This is a genomic window from Anaerotruncus sp. (assembly GCF_057433415.1).
Window position 1 is genome coordinate 15,988 of sequence record NZ_DBMDHH010000036.1, and the last position, 14,329, is coordinate 30,316.

The 14,329-nt window shown below is 64.4% G+C and carries 8 protein-coding genes; 4 read left to right on the forward strand and 4 right to left on the reverse strand.

What is annotated here, in order from left to right; genetic code table 11:
- Nucleotides 1-34 precede the first annotated feature (34 nt).
- Complete coding sequence (locus ACZO3G_RS10310; RefSeq protein ID WP_288283836.1) at nt 35-10,066, reverse strand: ICP22 family protein; 10,032 nt, start codon at nt 10,064-10,066, stop codon at nt 35-37.
- Between the two features lie 177 nt (nt 10,067-10,243).
- On the reverse strand, nt 10,244-10,426 hold the full coding sequence (locus ACZO3G_RS10315) for a hypothetical protein (RefSeq protein ID WP_101549529.1): 183 nt from the start codon (nt 10,424-10,426) through the stop codon (nt 10,244-10,246).
- Nucleotides 10,427-10,575: 149 nt separating this feature from the next.
- On the opposite strand from ACZO3G_RS10315, the gene ACZO3G_RS10320 reads away from it, so the two are divergent.
- Complete coding sequence (locus tag ACZO3G_RS10320; protein ID WP_101549527.1) at nt 10,576-10,938, forward strand: helix-turn-helix domain-containing protein; 363 nt, start codon at nt 10,576-10,578, stop codon at nt 10,936-10,938.
- A gap of 62 nt (nt 10,939-11,000) precedes the next feature.
- On the opposite strand, the gene ACZO3G_RS10325 is transcribed toward ACZO3G_RS10320, so the two are convergent.
- Nucleotides 11,001-11,687, reverse strand: a complete 687-nt coding sequence (locus ACZO3G_RS10325; RefSeq protein WP_101549525.1) for a manganese catalase family protein — start codon at nt 11,685-11,687, stop codon at nt 11,001-11,003.
- Between the two features lie 99 nt (nt 11,688-11,786).
- Nucleotides 11,787-12,662 carry a LysR family transcriptional regulator gene (locus tag ACZO3G_RS10330; protein ID WP_276871088.1) on the reverse strand — a complete coding sequence of 292 codons (876 nt, stop codon included), beginning with the start codon at nt 12,660-12,662 and terminating at the stop codon, nt 11,787-11,789.
- A 108-nt stretch (nt 12,663-12,770) separates the two neighbouring features.
- On the opposite strand from ACZO3G_RS10330, the gene ACZO3G_RS10335 reads away from it, so the two are divergent.
- The 3 genes from ACZO3G_RS10335 to ACZO3G_RS10345 all read left to right on the forward strand — a co-directional run bounded on the left by ACZO3G_RS10335 (nt 12,771) and on the right by ACZO3G_RS10345 (nt 14,270).
- A complete protein-coding gene (locus ACZO3G_RS10335; protein ID WP_288283834.1) occupies nt 12,771-13,334 on the forward strand; it encodes a chromate transporter in 564 nt (187 codons plus the stop codon).
- A complete protein-coding gene (locus tag ACZO3G_RS10340) occupies nt 13,331-13,885 on the forward strand; it encodes a chromate transporter (protein ID WP_121587500.1) in 555 nt (184 codons plus the stop codon). The genes ACZO3G_RS10335 and ACZO3G_RS10340 overlap by 4 nt, the downstream gene beginning before the upstream one ends.
- A gap of 106 nt (nt 13,886-13,991) precedes the next feature.
- Nucleotides 13,992-14,270: a zinc-ribbon domain containing protein gene (locus tag ACZO3G_RS10345; RefSeq protein ID WP_101549517.1), complete on the forward strand. Its 279-nt coding sequence runs from the start codon at nt 13,992-13,994 to the stop codon at nt 14,268-14,270.
- Nucleotides 14,271-14,329: the final 59 nt, after the last annotated feature.

Genomic DNA, 14,329 nt, shown 5'->3' on the forward strand with positions numbered 1-14,329 from the left:
GGCTCCCTGAAGATTCAAACCGCCTGGCCCGGCGTTATTCGGTCGTTCCGCCGCTTTCGGCGGGAGTTTCCTCTGACTTGGCCGGAGGCGGGGCGACCTCGGGCTTGCTTTCGCTCCCCGTCCCATCGCCGCCCGGTTCAGTCCCGGTCTGATCCTGCCCGGCGTCCTGCTCCTTCGGAGGCTGCTGGACGTCGGTGCCCTGTTCCTTGCCGGGGACCTGTTCCCCATCGGGGGTTTCCGTGTCAGGGGTCTCGCCGTCGGGAGTCTGGCCCTCCGTGGACTGCCCACCGTCCGGCTTCGGCTCCTCCTCCGCGGGCGGGGCCCCTTCAATCGGCTCCTCCTCCAAGCTGGCGGGGGAGGCCAGAAGGTTGTTGGCCGCCGTGCGGACAACCTCAAGCGCGATCTCAAATTCGGTACTGAAGCCGTCCTTCTGTGCGGTCACCATGAAGTAGAAGGTGCCTTCCGGCGCGTCGTCCGTCAGGAAGACCAGCGCCTTGGTGCCGCTCATCCCGAGGAAGATCCTGTCGCCGTAGTTGGTCGGATCCACGAAGAAGGTCATGCCGGCGGTGTCCGTGTCTCCGAAGTCGATCGTCTGCGGGCCGCCGAAGGCCTGGCCCTCGGGAACCTCGACGCTGATCCTCTGGTCCGCGATCTCAAACGCATTGGCTTCCTGCACGTGGACGGTGACCGTGAAGGTGCCGTCGGTGTAGCCGCTGCCGCCGGTGACGTTGAGCGTCAGGGTGTAGGTGCCGGCCGGGGTGTCCGTGCCCACGGTGATGGTCTTATCCGCCCTGTTGAGCTTCGGACGGTTGGGCTCCTGCATGGTCGCCTCGTCCCATCCGGTGCCGTCCGCTTCGATCGTCGCGCCCGCGTCGTTGAAGCCGAGGGTGAAGGACGCGCCCTCGCCCTGCTTTACGCTGAAGGCGTTCCCGTCGATCGTGAGCGCCTCGTTCGGCTTGGTGGTGACCGTGACCGTCACTTCGAAGGCTGCGGTCCTGTGGCCGTCCTTCGTCGCGGTGGCCTGGTAGGTGTAGGTGCCGTCGGCGCCCAGCCAGGGTTCATCCACGTTGATCTCCGCGCCGTTCACGTTGAGGCCGTTATGGTGCGCGTCGGTGATGGTCACCGTCGCGTCGGCCGGGTCGGTCGTCACGGTGAAGCCGGTCTGTGCCTGGCCGCGCTCGTAGGTGAAGTCCTTTTCGAGCACCGTGATCGTGGGCGTGCTGTCGCTCGCGTGGACGGTGAAGGTGACCGGGGTCTCCTTGTAGCCCGCCGCGCTGGCCGCCGCGGTCACCGTGTAGTCGCCCTCGGCGATGTCCGCGCCGATGCGCAGGCCGCCGTTATCGAGACGGATCTGGTCGGTGACCGGGCTGGCCGTGACGCCGCTGAGGGTCACCGCGATCCCCTCGCCCGTGGTGAAGGATTTCGTCTCACCGAGGAAGCCCTTGAGGTCGACGGTGATGTCGGTGGGCTCGTTAAGGGTGATTCCCGGGCGGGCGGAGGCGTCGTTCACCGTGATGGTCACGGTGAAGGTTGCATCCGCGTAACCGCCGGATTTGCCGACCGTCGCCGTGAAGCCGTAAACCGCGGGCTCCACATCGGACGGGGTGAATTGGATCGTCTTTGCGGACGGGTCAATCACAAAGCCGCCGGACGCGTTGTCGAAGTCTGCCGCCAGAGATTTGAGGGTGAGGTCCGCCGGGATATCCAGCGTCAGGGTCTGCTCGCCCGTCTCGTCGGCATAGTAGGTCTCCGCGACGTCCGCCGGGACCTCCCCGATCTGCTTGGGCGCGCCCACCACGAAGGTGATGTCCGCTTCGGCGGCCTTATAGGCCCTCGCGTCGTCGCCGGTCGGGGTGATCTTCGCATGGACCGTATAGGTCGTGCCCTCGGCGCCGCCCTCGTAGATCATGATGGTTTTTCCATCGCTGCTGAAGTGGACCTTTCCGGCGTCGTCGGTCGCCGTCAGCTCGATCGTCGGACTGGTCAGGCTTTCCGCCGTCGACAGCGCGAAGTCCTTCCGCGCGCCGTAAGGCGTCTCGACCGGGTCCGCGGTGACCGCGCCGCCGTCCAGCAGGATGGTCAGCTCCTGCCGCTCATCCGTAACGGTGACAATGATCCGGAAGGAGGCGTCCTTCATGCCGGACTTGCTCGCCGTCGCGTCGAGGGTGTACTCCCCGACCTTGGCGTCGCTGTTCACATAGAGGGTGCTGTTATCGGACCTCCAGCTGATGCCCGCCGGGAGCGGGGTGGTCGTGACGGTAACCGCCGCGCCATCGACCGCGACCGGATAAGCGGTGCTGGTCTTCTTGTAGGGGTGGGTGAAGGTGAAGTCATCGACCGAGAGCTCGTCGCGGTCGTCGACCACCGTAATCGTGACCTCGAAGCTGCCTTCCTTGTGGCCCGCCACATTCGAGACGGTGACCGTGTAGGTTTCGTCGCCGACGGGTTTGGCCGGGCCGTAGTTCAGCGCGCTCGGGTCGGCGTTGAAGCCCACGGTCGCGCCCGGATAGGCCGCCTGGACCTCATCGGTGATGACCTTCGAGTACTGGATGGACTCCGCACCCTTGAGGCTGTAGGTATACGCCGTCGTCATCCCGGAGAGGTCGAGCGCGGGCTTCTCCGCGATCTCCACGGTGAAGTGCAGCGTGGTCTCGGCAAAGAGATCGTTCTCCGGAACCGTGATCGTGAAGGAGGCGCTGCCGGCCGGGGCGGAGCCGGGGGCGTAGACGCCCGCGGAGGCCGCGTTGATGTCCGCGCTGCCGCCCGCGTCCTTTTTGATCATCGTCTTGGGATTGAAATCGGTGTTGTCCGACTGGAGATAGAGCAGGAGGGCTTCCCCTTCCGTTGCGGTGATCGTCTGCCCGTCCGTGAGGTCCGTCCACTCGCCGCTGTTGCCGCCCAGCTGGTACTGGAAGGTTGCGGAGGCTTTCGGAGGCGCGGGCAGGACGTTGACCGCGATCTGGAAGTTGAGCGTCTGGTAGCCGTCAAGCGCCGCCGTCGCGTCATAGATGAGCGGGACATCGGTCTCCTTGGCGGTGCTGTAGATGGAGATCGTGCCGTCCCGGTTGGGCACGATGCCCGGGACGGACGGGGTCCTGTCGGCGATTGCGATCGCCGCGCCCGCCGGCTCGACCTTGATCGTATAGGTCTTGCCGTCCGGATACTCGCTGGGCAGGTGGTTGATCGTCGTGGTCGCGGTGTCGGCCGTCAGGGTCGGGCGGTCATAGTGGAAGACCGCTTCCGTCCTGTCGGAATCGGCGTATTTCGCCGAACCGCTCCTGGCCATCGCCCGGACCGTGATCGGGTAGTCGACCTCCGTGCCGCTCCGGATGTTCCGGACCGCTGTGAGCGCCTGGTTGTTGGTGGTGTTGTAGCCGCCCCAGTCGGCGCTCGGGTCCACACTGTAGTGAGCGGCGCCTTCGACGGCCTCCCACGAGGCGGTCAGCTCTCCGGTTTCATCGTCGTAGGCGAAGGTAACCACGGGGGCCGCCAGTCTGGCGGGCGCGTATTCGTAGACCGCCGTGACCGGCGTGCCGTCGTTGTAGCCGGGGGCCTTCGCGACGACGGAAACCGTGTCGCCCGCCTTGATCTTGGCGGGGAGGATCGTCGCCGCGGTCTTCGCGGTATGCTCGACCAGCGTGCCGTTCACAAGCAGGTCGTAGCTTTCCGCGTTCGGGACCGCATCCCACGAGGCGCGGACCCACTTGACTTCCTCATCCGCCGTGAACTGCGTCTCGAGGGCGAGGGCGGCGCCGCTCACGTCGAAGGAATCCTTCTCGGTGACAACGATCGTCAGCGCCTTGACCGTCTCCTGATAGACGCCGTCAAAGTTTCCGGACGGGGTTACGGTGATCGTAAAGGCATAGGTTCCGGGCTCCACATCCGCCGGGACTTCGACCGCGACGCCATCCGTGGAACTGACCATGTCCTTGTAGGACTCGTCGTCCGCGGCGACTGCGATGCTGGCGGTCCCTCCGGTCTCCCCGACCGCGACGGAATACTGCTTCGGAGCAGTCAGGGTGCCCGCCTTGAAGGTATCGGTGACGCCGTCGCCGCCGACCGCTTCGCCGTTGACCAGGACGGTCAGTTCCTTGAGCGCGTCGGCCTGATAGGTCTTGAAGCTCTCTTCGGCCGAATCCGTGTGGAGGAGCGACCCCTCCTTCGCCAGCGCGCGGAGCCCGACCGTGAGCCCGCCGCCGGGCGCAAGCCTGGTCAGATAGTACTTGCCGCCGCTGCTGGAATCCTGGATGAGCGCCTTCTCCACCGGCTCGCCGTCCTCGGTGGCCGCGTAGCCGGCCGCGTCCGCAACGGGCTGGAAGAAGAAGCGCGTCTTCCCGTCCGCGGGGGTGCGGCTGACCGTTCCGGTGAACTGGACGTCGTCCAGCGCCGCCCGGGTAATCGTCAGGGTCTTGGGCTCGGAGACGGGGGATTCCGCGTTGCCGCTGCCCTTGGCCGGGAACGCCTTCACCGTGAGGGAAGCGTTCTCCTCAACCGTCGGGAGGCTGCCGGCGTAACCCGCGCCAATGCCCAGCTGGGCGCTGGCCGAATCGGTTTCCACCTTCAGTTCGCCGCCGGCGTAAAGCTGGTAGTAGGCGGCGCCTTCCACCGCGTTCCAGCTGACTGTGACCGTGCCGCTCGTCTCGTCGGACGGATCGACCGCCAGACTGAGGCCGGAGATGACCGGCTGCGCGAGCTGGCTCTTATCCACGGCGGTCATGTTGACAACCGCCTGGGTCGCGCGGTTGTCCGCGCTGCGCGGGTAGTCCACCTTGACGGTGTAGGTCTCGCCGGTTACGGCCGTCTCGGGGAAGGGGAAGGTGACCGTGGAATCGATCTTGCTGACCGTCCATCCGTCGGGCGCGTCCACCGCCATCCTGTCGGCGGTGATGTTCACGCCGGTGGTGACGGAGACCGTCTGACCGGGTTTCACCTGGATGTCATAGACGCGCCGGTTGTCGACCGCCGCGCCGACGGACGGCTCGGACGACGCCTGCCGCGCGTCGCCGTTGACGGCGACCGCCGTGTCGTAGAAGGAGGTCGTGTCGGTCGCCACCTTCACCTGCAGGGTGATGGAGGTCGGCTCATAGTTTTCCTTCGACGCCTGGAAGGGGAGTGAATACTCCCCGGCCATCGCCTCGGGGGCGATCGTCAGCGTCCTGCCGCTGAGCGCGAAGCCCATCGGCCAGCTCGTTCCGGTGAAGCGGTAGCCCGCGCCGACCTTGTCGGAGAAGGTGATCGTCTGGGTCTCGCCCGCATAGTGGGAGGCCGTGAAGACGACGCCGTCCGGACCGTCCTGCTTCGGGAGGTCGCCCGACAGATCGGAAGCCGCGTCGACCGCGATTCTGCCGCTCAGAACCTTGACCGTCAGGGTCAGGCGCGCGTCAGGGATCGAAACGCCGTCCGCCCTGGGGGTGAGCTTGATCGTATAGCTGCCCGCCGGAGCGTTCGGCAGGATGGTCAGGACCCCGTTGCCCCACGCGGTGTAGAGCGGGGTGGCGCCGGCCGAAAGGGTGACCGCGTTGTCGCCGTTGGCGAGCTTGGCGAGCACCGGGATCTGGGCGCCGTCGCCATAGCCGACCTCGACGGTCCTCTCGGTAACGGCCGCGTAATCCTGGTCGTCGTCCACCTTGTACTCGACGATCGGGGCGATCGTCACGCGCAGGGTGAAGTCGGTGTCCAGATAGTTTTCCGCCGTGGCCCTGAACGGGAAGTCGTAGGTCCCCGCCTTGGCGCCGTTGGCGCGGACGCCGGAATTCACGATGTTGAACCCGGCCTGTTCGGAAATCTGCTTCGTGATGACCGCGTCCGCCGCATTGGTGGACAGGACGGCCTTTTCGAGGTCCTTGAGGGTGACGGAGATGACGCCGTCCGCGTCGGCGTAATAGGTCTTGTCACCGACCGTTGCGACGGGCGTCAGCCGCGCGTCGCTGACCAGGTTGACGCTGATTGTAATTTCGCTCGGGAGGTAGTTCTTATTCGTACCCTTGAGCGTCACCTCCATGCTGTCCCCGGACAGGTCCGCGGGGACGGTGAAGGTCCGGTTGTCGTCGGAGGTGATCTCCGCGTTTTTGTCGGTGCGGGTGACCTTGGCGTTCGTGGGCACGGTCGAGACCGTGAAGCTCCCGCCCTCGCTGCGGTTGACCGGCAGCTGGTAGACGCCGGCCTTGTCGGGGGAAATCGCCTCGCCGTCCGCGCCGGTGACGGTCCACGCCACCTCGGCGGCGGGCACGACCTCCACGACGATGTCAAAGAGGAAGGGGGTATAGTACTGCGCCTCGGCCTTCAGCCGGAGGGTATAGGTGCCGGCCGCCAGATTGGCCTTGGCGGTGACCGTCTTGTTCGCGCTGTTGAAGATGAGGTTGTTGACGCTCTCGCTCACGAGCGACAGGGTCGTCTCGGGCGTGGTGCTGATGGTGAAGACCTCATCCGCGCCGTAGCCGTGGGTGAGCTTGGCCTTGTTTTCCGTCACCACGGCGGGCGCGTCCATCAGCGGGGAGGAGACCGAAGCGGTGATGTCCCCCGCGCCGACCCGCACCCGGACGGTGAAGCCGGAGCCGAGCGTGATGTTGCGGTCGGAAGTGCCGCTCATCCGGAAGGGGATTTCCACCGTACCGGCGGGCGCGTCGTTCGCAACGGTGATCGCGTCGCCGAGGACGGTGATCTTTTTGTTTTGCAGCAGCTGCCGGACCTCCGCGGAGGAAAGGCTCGTCTCGACCGTGCAGCCCGCGGACGGGTTCGCCGCGATCGTGATCTGATTGCCCTCGCCCGCCTTGGATTCGGCTGTGTAGACGCCGTCCGAAAGGGTCAGCTCGCCGGATTTGTCCGTCACGGTGACCGCCGGGATGACGTTGACCGTCAGTCTGGTCGTCGTCTCGGAGGGCCTGCCCTTGTCGACCACGAGGTCGGTGGTGATGCGGCCCGCCTTCGTCACGTCGACGTTCAGCGTGTCGGTGTCAAAGTCCCAGGCGACCGCGCCGGCGGGGACGCAGTTTTCCACGTCGATCGTGTCGTCGATGTGGGTCGTGCCCTCGTTGGTGGCGACCTGGAACGCGCCGTCAAAGTCGTTCAGCTTGGAGAGGTCGATGTCCAGCGTGGCCGCGCCGTCCGCCGGCACGGTCGAGTAGACCTCCCCCTCGTCGTGGATCGAGGTGATTTCATTCTTGCCCACGATCCGCAGGTCGAGCAGATAGGTCCTGGAGGAACGGGACGCGTGGGTGACCTCCATCGTCAGATGGTAGGTGCCCGCCGACTGGCTGGCCGGGACGACGATCTTGTCGCCGGCCGTGTTCAGCTTGATCGTCTTGACCGCTTCGCCCCTGCCGTTCGTGACGGTGAGGGCCACCTTGGCGTTCGCCGGGTCCCTGGTGAGGGTCAGGACCGTCTTGACCCCCTCCGGCGCGCGGGTGCGGAAGTCGAAGCCCTTGTCGTCCTCGCCCGGCGCGAACGCCTTGACGGTGCTCGTGTTGGAGGTGATCCTGGTGATCCGCGCGTAGTCGCCGACCGTGACGACCAGCGTGACCTTGCCGGGCTGGAAGCTCTTGTCGGTGCCGTTAAAGACATAGGTGTAGACGCCCGGTTCAGTGTCCGCCGGAATGGTCAGCGTCCCGGTGGCCTCGTCGAAATCGCCCGCCTGCGCGGAGGACGGGTCGAGAGCCACCTGCGCGGTGTCGGCCGCGCCCTCGGGCCCGGTGACCTCCACCCGGTAGGTGTAGACGAGGCCGGAATCCGCGACCTTCTGGGTGACGACGAAGTTGTCCGCGCCGGTCCCGGCCTTCACGCCGTCCCCGGTCACCTGCATCTCCACCGAAAGCGGAGACTGCGCCACCGTGAATTTGATGACAATCGTCTTTGTCTGGTAGTTGCCGCCCTTGTCGGACGAGGAGCTCTCGCCCGTCAGCGTCAGCTCATAGTCCCCCGTGGGAAGCCCGGGCGCCAGCTGGATGAGGCTCTTGCCCTTGGCAAAGCTCTCCTTCACGAGGTAGGCGTCCCGCAGGTCGGTTTCCGGCTCGTCGGCGGAGACGAGCGAGGCCGCCGTAAACTGCGCGCTGCTCTTGGAGTCGGAGGTGATCCGGAAGTATTTGTTCTCCCCATAGGCAAACCGGTCGGCCTCGTAGGTCTCGCCGTCCGCCGCGGGAGCGATGGTCTGGTAGCTGCTGTTGGTGGTCGAACTCGCCACGTCGGTCACGGTGATCGCCGCCTTGTCGACGATGATCTTGACCGTCAGCCGCGCGTCGTTGTAGTTGTCGGCGCTGACCGTCGTGACAAGGTCGTAGGTCTCCCCCTCCGCGAGCACCGGCAGGCGCTTGGGAACGGTGACGACGTTGTTCTTGACGGTGACGGCGCCCTCGCCGGTGGCCAGCTTGGCAACGGCCGTCGCGGCCTTCATGCGTCCATCCTCGCCGTCCTGGTAGAAGAGGAGGTTCAGCTTGTTGCTGCCCGTCGTATCCTCATAGGGCAGATGGACCGTCGCGACGATGTCCGAGCCGTTGACGATCTCGGCGTTTCCGACGAGATTGCCGGTGACGTCCTTCAGCGCGATCGTATAGGTGTTGTCCACCTGGTAGGTAAGCGCCAGCTCGGCGTCGGCATAGTTGCCCGCCGGGTCATAGAGGGTGACCGGGATGAGATAGCTGCCCACCGGATTTTTGCCCGACAGGGAGAGGACGTTCCCCTCGAAGGAGGCGCCCTCCGGCAGCCCGGACGCGCGGTAAGAGGCGAAGGTGGTGACGCCGTTCGGGCGTTCGTCGCCGCTGGTGAGCGAAACGTCAAACGCCTTTTCATACCGTGCGTTGAACTTGGCGGAAATTTTGCCGTCCACGGCATCCGCCCAGGCGGGGCCTTCCGGATCGCCCGTGCTGTAGGCAAGTCCCACGCCGGTGAATTGCGCCTGCGTGACCGTGAGGTTGACGGTCAGCGGCGTCTCCAGATAGGCGTTGGGGCGGGAGGCAAGCAGACGGATGGCATAGTCGCCCGCGCCGGCCGTCTTGGGGACGGTCAGCCTGGCGATCCCGGTGTCGCCCGTGATCGAAACGGCAAAGCCGCTCTCCGAGATGCCGATCTCATCCCCGCGGAAGGTGACCGAATCGATCGAGAGCGCCACGTTCTGTTTCGGCGTGGTCGCAAACTCGAGGTACTGGTCGTCGGCGAACTGCCCGTAGGTGAAGCCCGCCGTGATCGTCTGGCCGCCCTTATCGCCCGAAAGCGCCGCCGCCAGGTCGGGGTGGGAGGACTTCAGATCCTTGAACAGGACCGAATCCGAGACGGAGATCGTCCGGCCCAGCGCCTCCGAATCGTCATAGAAATACATCGGATAGGGCTCGTCCGCGATCCTTCCGGCGGTCAGGGACACGTCCGCGCCGTAGACCGCCGAGACCGCGTTAAGCGTTCCGCGCCCGGTGCCGGGCGCGGCGTCCAGCGTGGCCGCGCTGTTCGGAGACATCTCCAGTTTGGCGTTTTCCGTGAGGATATCGCCGTTGGTTCCGGAAACGCTATAGGTAAAGTCGCGCGCGGTGCCCGCGTAAATCAGCTCGTCCTTTTCCGGAAAATCCTCGCTGGCAAGGCGCATCCGGTCAAAGACCTGCACCTTCTGCTCCACGGTCGCCGGGCTGTATCCGCTCTTGCGGATGGTGTAGACGACGGTCGCTTCGCCGGGATTCACGGCGGCGGCCCTCACCGGGATGTTCCCGTCGGCGTCCGCCGCCCCGAGCACCTCCACCGAGACGATCTGGCGGCCCTGGTCGTCATAGCCGCCGCTCGCCGTGGCGGTCGCGCCCGCCGGCGTCTTGACAATGTTGAACTCCTTGCTGACCGGGCCGTTTTGATATTCGGTCATGGCGAGCGCATCGCCATGAGGCCAGGTCTCGCCGTTCGTTCCGGCGCTGAAGAAGCTCCTCATGCGAAGAACCATCCCGCCCACAAAGGACGGTTCCGTCAGGTCTCCGCCCTCGATGGACGCCCGGATTTCCGCGCTTCCCGTGTCCGCAGCCGATACCGTGCCGCCCATCGACATGGTCAGCGTCAGGATCAGGGCCAGCATGGCCGACAGAATCCGCTTGGTCTTTCTCATCTGTCTCTAACCTCCTTAAAATGTCCCCTCCTGGTCAGGACCGTCCGCCACGGGGGGACCCATCCTGATGAAAAAGGAAATGCTTCGTCTGTGCAGGGTCTTCAGATGCGTTCCGGAAGGACCGGCATGCCGTTTTCCCCCGGAAGGAATGGACCGCGCCGTAAAGGGCGCGGCCGCTCATGCGCTCTTTCCGGACGGGGTGGGACCGTCCGAGGTGGTGTGCATCAGGTTTCTGGTGAACGCCATACCGCGCGCAATGAGCAGCAGCCGTTCCTGATCCTCCAGCGGCAATTCAGCCGCTTGTTCGATGATTTCCCCGGCGTATCCGGACAAACGGCTTTGAATTTCCCGCTCCGTCATCCTTTTCCCTCCTTAATGCTTTATAGATGAATTATAACATGCCTATTTTTCAGTGTCAATGAATACTTTTGTAAAACAATTTCACTGTCAATGAAAATAATCATTGAAAAAGCATTGCAAATAGGTTATAATTTCCATGAGGTGATGCTATGGATACGCTGGGTGCGCGCTTAAACTATGCCCGCAGAAAAAGAGGGTACACGCAGAACTCCCTTGCGGAGGAGATCGGCGTCTCGCGCGGGGTAATCTACAATCTGGAAAAAGACAAGACTTCGCCGCAGCCGATCGTCATCAACGCCATCTGCCAAACGCTCAAAATCAGCCAAAACTGGCTCATGACCGGCGACGGCGAGATGGAGGACAAACGTGCGGCGTCCCGGAGCGCGCGCGTTCTGGCGGAGCTTTACGAGCTCGCCAAGGAACTTTCCGAAGAGGAACAGCTCTATATCCTGGATGTGATCAAGGCATTTCGCCAGCGCCTCGGGGGCCACCCCGGGACACCCGAAGAGTAAAAGGAGGCGGACAAGCATGCTTGTCCGCCTCCTTTTTGCTCCCCCGCGCGGCGGCTGCCGCGCTACGAAGGACGCGTATTCGGGTTGTTGAAGCTGGGCGGCGCGGCCTTTGTGTCACCGAAGCCGTTGGCCGGGGAAGGCGTCGAGAGATTGAAATAGAGGCGGGAGTCCTCCGTGACGCCGAAATCCCGATTCGAGCCGGAATCCTGCACGCGGTTGAACGCCTCGCGGAAGAGGGCGTTATGCGCCTCCTCGCGGTTGAGGAGGAAGTCGATGGTTTCGCGGACGTGCTTATCCTCGATCTGCCGGTGGAGATATTCGTAGACCACCTTGGCGCGCTGCTCCGACGCGATGTTGGAAAGCAGGTCGGCGCACAGGTCCCCCGTGACCGTAACATAGTCGGCCACCCAGGAATAGCCCGACGCGTTGATGAGCCCCGGGTTGAGTCCGAGCAGGACATGGCTCTGGATCTCGCCCGCCGCGACCTGCTGGCTGTCGACGTCGTGGCCGTTGAGCATGTTGATCGTCGTCGCCACCATCTCCATGTGGCTGAGCTCCTCCGCCGCGATATCCATAAAGAGGTCCTTGATCGCCGCGTCCTTGATGCGGAAGCTCTGCGACATATACTGCATGGCCGATTTCAGCTCGCCGTTGGCCCCGCCCAGCTGCTCCTGCAGCAGGACGGCATATTGCGGGTTGGGTTTTTCGACCCGTACCGGATGGAACAACATTTTTTCATGTTTGAACATTGGGATGCCTCCTCCAATCTTTTTGGAATATTATTTCCCGGATTGTCCGAATCATCCCTCAAAATGCAAAAGAGGGAGACGAAAATCGTCTCCCTCTTTTTACGCCGTGATTCCGCCGACGGCATCCAGCAGCACCCGCAGGCCGCGCGAAGGGCGCTGGTTCCTGTTGCGCACCGCCAGCATCTCGTTGCGCATGTCGACGCCGTCCAGCGCAACCACCCGCAGCCGTTTTTGCGCGACCGGCTCCGCCAGCAGCAGGTCCGGCAGGACGGTGATCCCCAGGCCCGCCTGGGCGGCCTGGATCAGCGCCGTGGAGTTCACGCTCTCCCACAGGGGGCGCGCCGTCTGGTTGGCGAGAAAGAGCGTGCTGTCCAGCGTGTCGCGGATCGCGCTTCCCCGCTCCCGCAGCAGCAGCGGCGCGGCGCACAGCTCCCGCGGCGTCAGCGGCTCCGCGGGCAGCGGGAAGCCGGGGGCGCAGGCCGCCCACAACTGGTAGGATCCGAAGGGCTCGCTGCGAAAGATCCCCTTTGGCTCGGCGCCCTCGATCAGCGCCAGGTCCGCTTCCCCGCTCTGCAGGATTTCAACGGCGCTGGCCGCGCTCACCACCCGCACCTGCACCTGCAGCCCGGGCAGTATTTCCCGCACCCGCCGCAGGATCTCCGGCAGCGGGAAGGATGCGATCGTGATGCTGGACACCAGCTTTACGGGCGCTTCCTCCTCCAGGCCGGCAAGCCGCCCCTCCAGCTCGCGGCAGGCGGCCAGAATCCCCCGTGCCTCCTCCAAAAGCAGCGTCCCGCAGGGCGTCAGGCGCACGCCGCGCGGCATCCGGTCGAAGAGCGGCGCGCCCGCCTGCCGCTCCAGCTCCGCCACGGCGTGGGAAACCGCCGACTGGGTGAGGAACAGCTTTTGCGCCGCCCCGGTAAAGGTGCCCGCCCGCGCGACCGCCTCCAGAATTTCCAAATGCCGCAGGTTCATCACGTTCCCCCTGACATGAATTGAATTAATGTGATCCATACAATTATATCATTTTACAGATCGGTTTTCCAGTCCTATAATCATAGGGTATGGAAAGGGAGTGCAAACTTGGAGAAAACAAAAAAGCCCTACCTCTGGCTGTTGGGCGTCAACCTGTTCATCAGCACGTTCACCTTTGGCGGCGGCTATGTGGTGGTCCCCATGATTCGCCGTTATTTCGTGGAGCGCAGGCGGTGCTTCACCGAGGAGGAGCTCGTGAGCATGGCGGCCGTGGCGCAGTCTACGCCGGGCGCGATCGCCATCAGCCTCTCCGCGCTGGCGGGCTTCCGCACGGCGGGCCTGGGCGGGGCCGTCCTCAGCTGTATCGCCGCCATCCTGCCCCCGCTCGCCATTTTGGGGCTGGTCTCCGCCTTTTACGCGGCCTTCGCGGCCAACGCGGTGATCGCCGCGGTCCTCAAGGGCATGCAGGCGGGCGTGGCCGCGCTGATTGTGGATTTGATCATCGACATGTGCCGCATGCTGCTCAAGGAACGCTCGCCGCTGTTGACCGCCATGATCCCGTGCGCCTTTCTGGCCAGCTTCGTACTGAATGTCAACGTGGCCCTGATCCTTGCCGCGAGCTGCCTGCTCTGCGTGGGACGGGTGCTGCTGAAAAGGAGGGCGCGCCGGTGAACCGGATCTGGACGCTGTTCTATACCTTTTTCAAGATCGGCGCGCTCAGCATCGGCGGCGGCTACGCGATCATCCCCCTGATCCAGGAGCAGGTGGTGGAGCGGGCGGGGTGGGTGAGCGAAAAGGTCTTTACCGACATCATCACCATCTCGCAGATGACGCCGGGGCCGCTGGCCGTCAATACCTCCACCTTTGTGGGCCTGCAGATCGCGGGCGTCCCCGGGGCCGTCGCCGCCACCGTGGGCTGCGTGCTGTGCGGCGTGGCGCTCTCCCTGGTCCTGTATGCGTTCTTCCGCCGCTACCGGAGGTCCGTATATGTGTTCGAGGTGCTCGGCGGGCTCAAGGCGGCCTCGCTGGGGCTGATCATGTCGGCGGCGGGCACCATCCTGCTGCTCGCCTTTTTCGGGACCGGCGCCCCCGCGCCCGGCGCGATGCCCGACTGGGCCGCGCTTGCGGTGTTCGCCGCCTCCCTTTTCGCCCTGCGCAGGTGGAAGCTGAACCCCGTCCTGCTGATGGCGGTCACCGGCGTGCTGGGCTTGTTCCTCTATTGACGGAAATTTCTGGTCCGTCCGCATTTGCCCATTGACTTTTTCGCGTTTTTGACGTATACTAAGTTAATGCTTGTCAACTAGCATAATATTTTTAAAGAGGTATCTCATGTACAACGACAAAACACTCATTTGCAAAGACTGCGGAAACGAATTTCAGTTCACTGCGAGCGAGCAGGAATTCTACGCCGAAAAAGGATTCACCAACGAGCCGCAGCGCTGCAAGCCCTGCCGCGATGCCAGAAAAGGAAATGCGCGCGGCGGCAATTCCGAGCGCCAGATGTTTGAGACGGTCTGCTCCGAGTGCGGAAAAACCTGCCGGGTCCCCTTCGAGCCGCGCGGCGACCGCCCTGTTTATTGCAGTGAGTGCTTCTCGAATAGAAGGTAACCAGTCGCTCTTAAGTGTGTCCCTTCGGGGGCACACTTTTTTTCTGTCCCGGCGCTTCT

What these genes read in the sequence shown, in the direction of transcription:
- ACZO3G_RS10310 (WP_288283836.1), bottom strand. Translation starts at nt 10,066, where the DNA reads ATGAGAAAGACCAAGCGGATTCTGTCGGCCATGCTGGCCCTGATCCTG.
- ACZO3G_RS10345 (WP_101549517.1), top strand. Translation starts at nt 13,992, where the DNA reads ATGTACAACGACAAAACACTCATTTGCAAAGACTGCGGAAACGAATTT.
- ACZO3G_RS10320 (WP_101549527.1), top strand. Translation starts at nt 10,576, where the DNA reads ATGGATACGCTGGGTGCGCGCTTAAACTATGCCCGCAGAAAAAGAGGG.
- ACZO3G_RS10330 (WP_276871088.1), bottom strand. Translation starts at nt 12,662, where the DNA reads ATGAACCTGCGGCATTTGGAAATTCTGGAGGCGGTCGCGCGGGCGGGC.
- ACZO3G_RS10325 (WP_101549525.1), bottom strand. Translation starts at nt 11,687, where the DNA reads ATGTTCAAACATGAAAAAATGTTGTTCCATCCGGTACGGGTCGAAAAA.
- ACZO3G_RS10315 (WP_101549529.1), bottom strand. Translation starts at nt 10,426, where the DNA reads ATGACGGAGCGGGAAATTCAAAGCCGTTTGTCCGGATACGCCGGGGAA.